The organism is Saccharibacillus sp. O23 (assembly GCF_002205895.1).
Taxonomy (GTDB): Bacteria; Bacillota; Bacilli; order Paenibacillales; family Paenibacillaceae; genus Saccharibacillus.
The window spans coordinates 93501-100706 of record NZ_NJDE01000022.1 but is presented as its reverse complement, the minus strand read 5'-3'; the positions used below and the strand labels follow the sequence as shown (position 1 = coordinate 100706).

Here is a 7206-nt window from a genome sequence, read left to right as displayed (position 1 = left end):
AAACTGTCTTCGGGTCTGCGGATCAACCGCGCGGCCGACGACGCGGCGGGCCTGTCGATCTCCGAAAAAATGCGCGGACAAATCCGCGGTCTGGAACAAGCGCAGCGCAACGTGCAGGACGGCATCTCGTTCGCGCAAACGGCTGAAGGCGCGATGAACGAAGTCAGCTCGATGCTCGGCCGCATGAAAGAACTGAACGTACAGAAAGAAAACGGAACGTACAGCACAAGCGACACAGCAAACATCGACTCCGAGTTGAAGGCGCTGGGTTCGCAGATCGACAGCATCATGACGAACACGAAATTCAACAACATTGCCATCACGTCCGACGTGAAGATCCAAGCTGACGATAACAGCTTCCAAATCACGATCAAAGGCGTAAGCACAAGCGGCTTCAAAAACTTGAACGCTTCTTCGAAGCTTTCGGCAATCAGCAGCGCAATCGAGAAGGTGGCAACGCAGCGTTCGAACCTCGGTGCGGTACAGAACCGTCTGGAATACACGTCGAACAACTTGGGAACGACAGTGGAAAACTTGACGGCATCCGAGTCGCGTATCCGCGATACCGACATGGCGAAAGAAATGGTCGCACTGTCGAAAAACAACATCTTGCTGCAAGCTTCGCAATCGATGCTGGCACAAGCGAACCAATCGCCGCAAGGCGTTCTGTCCCTGCTCCGTTAATCTCGATAAGCCTCTATTCGACCTCCGCTATAAGCGGGGGTCTTTTATTTTTTTATGCATATCGCATAAAGTTTTCGTCATATAGGCCGATATATAAAATAACAACTTCAACGATCATGAACGGCTTGCCCGAATAACAACAGTCAATAAGCGGAGGTTATACGTATGGATTCTACGATTTCTGCAAACAGCGGAGGAGGTCTTCCTCTCCCCAACCTGAAGAGTGCTCCGATTCAGCCAAAAGCTGCTACATCATCGGCGCAGTCCTCCGAACCGGCTGCCGCTCCGATCAGCATCCCGCAGATCAATGCTGCGCAGAAAAAAGCTGTAGAAGAGATTCAGGCTGCTATGGAAGCTGTTCAAGGACCGCAGAAAACCGTTCAGCTTTCGGTTCACGAGAAAACGCATTCGATCATGATTAAGGTCATGAATAAAGAAACCGGAGATGTCATCAGAGAAATACCTTCTGAAAAAATACTGGATGTCGTAGCGAAAATGATGGAACTTACAGGCATTCATATGGACAAAAAAGTATAAAAAGCAGGGAGGATACCTAGTATGGTCACAAGAATTACAGGCATGGCATCAGGCATGGATGTAGACTCCATGGTGAAAAAACTGATGAAAGCCGAAAGTGCTCCTCTCACCAAGATGAATCAGCAGAAGCAGCTCATGGAGTGGAAAAGAGAAAGTTACAGAGACACCAGTTCTAAGCTGGTTACGTTTTTACAAGATAAAATCAGTGCTTTGAGCACAGCCGCATCCTTAAATGCTCAAGTGGCCACTGTCAGCGGCAATACATCGGCCGTAACCGCAAGTGCTTCCTCTACGGCTAGCGGAATCATGGAAGTCACCGTAAACAGTCTGGCTAGTTCGTCTAGAGCGACGACAAAGAGCACTCCGACGGACTCATGGTCCAGTACTCCTGCGGATACAAAATTGAGTGCTATTGATCCTTCTCTGTCCGGTACGGTGCGTATCGGAAACTCGGATATCTCGATTGGCTCTGACGAGACCGTCGCTACGTTCATACAAAAAATCAATAGCGATAAAAATGCAGGGGTAACAGCGATTTACGATGCGACGAACGGAATATCTTTTACTTCCAAGAAGACCGGCGCCGATAACAGTCTCGCGTCTGTGGCATCGCCAAGCACGGCATTCGGCATAGATTCGAAAGTGGCTAGCGCATTCAAGCTCGACTTTACTCCCGGAACGAATGCAGAGGCGACGATCAACGGACTTAAAGTGACACAGGCTTCTAATACATTCGATGTAAACGGCGTGACTTTGACATTAAACTCTAAAACGCCGGCTGGCGAATCCACGAGAATCTCCGTAAACAAAGATACCGACAAAATTGTATCTGCCGTTCAAGACTTTGTTAATGCGTATAACGATATTCTTTCCTCGCTGAACAGCAAAGTCGGCGAAGAACGCTATAAAAAATATACGCCGCTGTCGACTGAAGAAAGAGCAGCCATGAGCGACGAGGAAGCAAAGCTCTGGAACGATAAAGCCAAAAGCGGTATGCTTAAAAACGATAGCATTTTACAGGACACGATCGCCAGCATGCGCACGGCAATCATTCAAGGCGTAGATATCGGCAGGAAAGACGCCGACGGAAACAACAAGCCTCTCACCATGGTAGAGCTCGGGATTACTACAGGAAACTATCAGACAAAAGGCAAGTTGTCGCTGGATACGGATAAACTTAAAGCAGCTTTGGAGAAAGATCCCGAAATCGTATCGACTTTCTTGGGCAAAAACTATACCAACTCATTCTCGGATACGAACTATACGACATCTGACGGCGTGTTGGCTAAGATGAGAAAGATTTCGACAACAGCCTTGAAACGCATGGCAGATACAGCGGGAACGTCGACTTCGAGCAAAGACATTACGGCTTCATTCATGGGAAACAGCGTTATGGGCGAGCAATTGACTTCGTTAGATCGAAGAATCAGCGATTTTACCAGTAAGTTGAATACGATCGAGACAAACTATTATAAAAAGTTTGCGGCGATGGAAACGGCGATCAGCAAGTACAATACGACATCATCAAGCCTTACCGGCATGTAACCGATTCGAGGAGGCATGAAATTTGATATACTCACCTTATCAGAAATATCAGCAGGCTCAGGCGCAGACCGCTTCTAAATCGAAACTTCTGATTATGCTGTATGATGGAGCCATCCGGTTCGTAAAAGCTGGCATCGAAGGAATCGAAGAACGTAATTACGAAAAAGCCAATAATAACCTTTGCAAGGCACAGGCTATCATTCATGAATTGATTTCTTCGTTAAACTTTGATTATCCGATTTCGAAAGAACTTCTGACTATGTACGAATATATGCTGCATTGTTTGATTGAATCTAATATTCGTAAGAACAAAGAAAAGGCCGAAGAGGCTTTGGAATATATCGTGGACTTGCGCGAGACATGGATGCAGGTAACTAAAATGCCTGGCGCCGTAGGAGAAGCGTGATGTCGAATCCTTCTGTCATCAGTATATTGGATGAGTTGGAACTCATGACCGAAGAGATTATGAATCGTCTATCGATCGTAACGGAAGAAGAGTTCGAAGCTATGGCGGAACACAGAGAACTTCTTGTAAAACGACTGGAGCAGATGAAAGGGTCGATCACTGATCAAGATCGGAGCCGAATCAAAAATATCTTGACGTTCGATCAAGCAATCCTTCATCGCATGCATATCCTGAAAGATCAAGCCGGGAATTGGATCCAAAATCAAAACCAAGTGAAAGTTCAGAAAAATGCTTATCAACATGCTTATGCGGCTAACAGCCTGTTTTTCGACCATCGGAATTAAAGATTAATAAAAAAACCTTTATCTGTTATAGCGGATAAAGGTTTTTTTGCTTAAATTCGCAAAAAGGGTTTTTTTATTGAGGAAGGTTCATTACTATTGGGTTAAATCCGATATATAAGGATGACAAATTTTGAATCCGGAATGGTGAGATTATGACCTATATCAATCGCAATATGCAGATTATTGAACAGCGATTCCCTGCAACATTTCATCACATCAAAGATTCAATGGAGCAAGGCAGGTCGACTTCATGGAAAGAATCATCCAACTATGACTCGGCATGGCTAGAAGCGGTTACTCAGTCGATCGGTGATAATAAAATTGTTTTCGTATACGGTTTCGGCAGAGGATTGAGTATTGCAGAGTTGCTCGATCGTTATCCGGATCGCTGGTTTTTTGTTTATGAGCCGAATATGAATGTTGTTGTCGACTCTTTGGAGGAAATGGATCTATCCATGGTTTTGGAACATTCGAGTCTGTATTGGCTTGCAGTAGGAGAAGAAACGATTAAGACGGCTTTTACTCTCATGTGCAGTTATATGCAGAATAAAATCGGATTTTTGGCGCTTCGATATTACTTGGAACAAGAAGAAGACGTAATTGACGAGATCAAAGAAGAATTCATGGAATATCGAAAAACCTTCTTTTCTAATAAATTTACCGAGCACCGTTTTCGTATGGAATGGACGCAAAACAGTCTGCTGCATCTCAACGATTTTTTTGAACAGGTATCCATCGAGCAGCTTTATGGGACGTTGAAAGGAATACCGGCAGTGATCGTCTCTTCGGGGCCCTCGCTGAAAGAGGATATTGAATGGATCCGCAAAATCAAAGATCGGGCTTTGATCATATCGGCAGGTTCGAGCATCCAAGCGTTAATCGCCAATCAAATCGAACCTCATATGACCGTAATCATGGACGGCCATTCCATTAATCAAAAGATATTTTCCAGTCCGGAGTCGTTACAGCCTCCTTTATTGTACGCGGCTTCTTCTTATTATAAAATTTCCGATTCCAAAGCGGATCAAAAAATACTTAGCGTCATGTCAAGCGACCATATTTCCTTACACTTTCTTGGGTTGCAAACCGAACAGGTCTTTATCAGACCGACCTCTACGGTTGCCGGAACGGCTGTGCAAGCAGCCATTTGTTTCGGCGCAGATCAGATTATTTTCGCGGGGCAAGATCTGTCTTTCTCGAATAACGAATATTATTCGGCCGGCATTGCCCATCACGATTCGAAAAATGCCGAAAACAATGTCGCTACGGCCACCGAAAAGGTGTTAAACGTCAAAGGTAGCTATAATGCGACCGATGAAGGTTTCTTGGCGATGAAAAGCGGCCTTGAGAGTCTAATCGAGAAGTTTCCGGAGGTTAGATTCGTGAATACGACTCGCCATGGTGCCGAAATCGCGGGAGCTCCTTTCCAACCTATTGATAAAGTGTATGAAGAATTGAAAGATCTAAAGGTCGATCCTCATGTAATCCCGAATTTATTGCATAATTTGGAGCCGATTGCGGGAATGGAGTACAAAAACCAAGTGCTCAACCAATTGAAATCGGTATTCGAAGATGTCGGGAACGTGAATCAAGAGAGTATGAAGCTTCTGAACGACTTAGGAAAGATTCGCGCTTTAAGCCGAACAAAGCCGGTAAAAGCTCAAAAAAACTTGGAGCAAATCGAGAAACAATGGGCACAGATTGCTTCGCGCGACTGGTTCGCGGTAATTTTTGAAACGCTTATTCCGCTGGAAATTCATGCTTTTGATCGGATGCTTCCCGAAATTGTTAACGAAAGTAATATAGTCCGAAAATGCGACTTGATCGAAGAACATCTGACACTGGTGCTCAAAGCTATTCGTGATCAACTTCCTGCTTTGCAGGATATCATAGAAGAATCCATTAAACGAATGGAATCAGGCATTTAATCCAGACCTCAAATGAGACCTTTAAAGGGGCGATCATGGGATGTTTAAAGATAAAGTTGTTTTAGTAACGGGGGGGACCGGCTCGATCGGGAGCGAAGTCGTGCGCAAAGTGCTTGCGCATGGACCTAAGGCCGTTCGAATCTACAGCAGAGACGAAAGCAAGCAGTTCGAATTGCAGCAAGAACTTAAAAGGCATTCCAATGTTCGTTATTTAATCGGAGATATCCGGGATAAACAGCGCTTGAGTTACGCTATGGAAGACGTGAATTTTATTTTCCACGCGGCTGCGCTTAAGCATGTGCCGTCTTGCGAATATAACCCGATGGAAGCCGTAAAAACGAATGTATTCGGCGTTCAGAATCTGATCGAAACTGCTTTGGAAAACAATGTTGAAAAAGTTGTTGCGATCAGCACGGATAAAGTCGTAAATCCGACGAATACGATGGGAGCAACCAAGTTGCTTTCCGAACGTTTGATTTCCGCTGCGAATTTTTATAAAGGAAGTAAGAAAACGATTTTTTCCTGCGTACGATTCGGTAATGTCATGGGCTCGCGCGGCTCGGTCATTCCGCTGTTTCGCAATCAGATCTTGCAAGGGAAACCGGTGACGGTTACTCATAGCGAGATGACCCGCTTTATGATGTCTATTCCGCAAGCGGCGCAGCTGGTCATTGATGCAGCATATTATTCCAAAGGCGGAGAAGTTTTCGTTCTCAAAATGCCGATCTTAAAAGTCACAGAGCTGGCGGAATGCCTGATCGAATCTTATGAAAAACATTCAGGACGCGGCTATGCCGGAGACGTCGTCGTAATCGGCACCCGACCCGGCGAAAAATTGTACGAAGAGCTGATGACGCTGGACGAATCCGAGAGAGCTGTAGAAAACGAAAGCATGTATGTCATTCCTTCTGCTTTTGATCATGAGATTGCCGACTACGAAGGCTTTAGCAAAGCTCCGCATCAAGAGTATTCGTCTCATACCGCTCCTCAACTGTCCATGCAAGACATTCGGAATCTGATCGAGCAAAACCAACTCGGCTTCGGAGGTTTATTGCTATGAATAAAAGCGGAGGCTGTTTGGCAATCATCCCGGCTCGCGGAGGTTCGAAAGGCCTTCCGGGAAAAAATATTCGTCCTCTTGATGGAAAGCCGTTGATTGTGTACAGCATCGAAGCCGCGCTTCTAAGCGGATGCGTCGATGAAGTGATGGTGACCACGGACAGTCCGGCAATCGCAGATATTGCTCGATCGGCAGGAGCTCGTATCCCTTTCATGAGACCGGATCATTTGGCTTCCGATCAATCTAAAAGCATCGATGTTCTGCGTCACGCGATTTCTTTTTACGAAGAGAATCTTCATCGGACTTTTTCGTCTGTTTTGCTGCTTCAACCCACGTCTCCTTTACGCGATCAAGCAGACATCAGAAAAGCTTTCAAACAGTTCGAAGATTCCGGAGCCGAGTCGCTGCAAAGCGTATGTCCGGCTGCTACGCATCCGTATCTATTGCGGACGTTCGAAGGAGGACGTTTGAGTCCTTATTGGATCGAACAGCCTCATCTTCGCAGACAGGACCTGCAAGAAGTGTACGCTTTGAACGGGGCGATTTATATTATGAAGCGCGACTTGGTTATGGAGCGGAATTCGATCGTAGGCGACCACAACACCGGATATGTTATGCCGAAAGAACGATCTATCGACATTGATGATCTGCTAGATTTTCAGATTGCGGAGATTTTGATTCGAAAATATAGATCGGAATAAA

Annotated in this window: 8 protein-coding genes; all 8 read left to right on the top strand. The window is 45.5% G+C overall.

The window, feature by feature from the left end:
- Positions 1-684: flagellin N-terminal helical domain-containing protein (locus CDO73_RS21950; RefSeq protein ID WP_088490667.1), on the top strand; the 684-nt coding region annotated here is incomplete at its 5' end.
- 165 nt (positions 685-849) lie between these two features.
- A complete protein-coding gene (locus CDO73_RS21945) occupies positions 850-1221 on the top strand; it encodes a flagellar protein FlaG (RefSeq protein ID WP_088490666.1) in 372 nt (123 codons plus the stop codon).
- A gap of 21 nt (positions 1222-1242) precedes the next feature.
- Positions 1243-2766, top strand: a complete 1524-nt coding sequence (gene fliD / locus CDO73_RS21940) for a flagellar filament capping protein FliD (RefSeq protein WP_088490665.1) — start codon at positions 1243-1245, stop codon at positions 2764-2766.
- A 22-nt stretch (positions 2767-2788) separates the two neighbouring features.
- Positions 2789-3172, top strand: coding sequence for a flagellar export chaperone FliS (fliS, locus tag CDO73_RS21935; protein ID WP_088490664.1), 384 nt, complete (start codon positions 2789-2791; stop codon positions 3170-3172).
- Positions 3172-3516 carry a hypothetical protein gene (locus CDO73_RS21930; protein ID WP_088490663.1) on the top strand — a complete coding sequence of 115 codons (345 nt, stop codon included), beginning with the start codon at positions 3172-3174 and terminating at the stop codon, positions 3514-3516. Before fliS ends, CDO73_RS21930 begins: the two co-directional genes overlap by 1 nt.
- Before the next feature lie 152 nt (positions 3517-3668).
- Positions 3669-5444 (top strand): motility associated factor glycosyltransferase family protein, encoded by a 1776-nt coding sequence (locus tag CDO73_RS21925; RefSeq protein ID WP_088490662.1) that lies wholly within the window; start codon positions 3669-3671, stop codon positions 5442-5444.
- Between the two features lie 40 nt (positions 5445-5484).
- The gene (locus tag CDO73_RS21920) at positions 5485-6504 is read left to right on the top strand and encodes a UDP-N-acetylglucosamine 4,6-dehydratase family protein (RefSeq protein WP_088490661.1); all 1020 of its coding nucleotides are present in this window, start codon (positions 5485-5487) and stop codon (positions 6502-6504) included.
- Entirely contained in the window at positions 6501-7205 is a 705-nt protein-coding gene (locus tag CDO73_RS21915) for an acylneuraminate cytidylyltransferase family protein (protein WP_088490660.1), read from the top strand. The genes CDO73_RS21920 and CDO73_RS21915 overlap by 4 nt, the downstream gene beginning before the upstream one ends.
- The last annotated feature ends 1 nt before the right edge of the window (position 7206 follow it).

Bases quoted from the DNA above. Each gene is read 5' to 3' on its own strand.
- CDO73_RS21920 (WP_088490661.1), top strand. From the start codon at position 5,485: ATGTTTAAAGATAAAGTTGTTTTAGTAACGGGGGGGACCGGCTCGATC.
- CDO73_RS21930 (WP_088490663.1), top strand. From the start codon at position 3,172: ATGTCGAATCCTTCTGTCATCAGTATATTGGATGAGTTGGAACTCATG.
- CDO73_RS21925 (WP_088490662.1), top strand. From the start codon at position 3,669: ATGACCTATATCAATCGCAATATGCAGATTATTGAACAGCGATTCCCT.
- CDO73_RS21915 (WP_088490660.1), top strand. From the start codon at position 6,501: ATGAATAAAAGCGGAGGCTGTTTGGCAATCATCCCGGCTCGCGGAGGT.
- CDO73_RS21945 (WP_088490666.1), top strand. From the start codon at position 850: ATGGATTCTACGATTTCTGCAAACAGCGGAGGAGGTCTTCCTCTCCCC.
- fliD (WP_088490665.1), top strand. From the start codon at position 1,243: ATGGTCACAAGAATTACAGGCATGGCATCAGGCATGGATGTAGACTCC.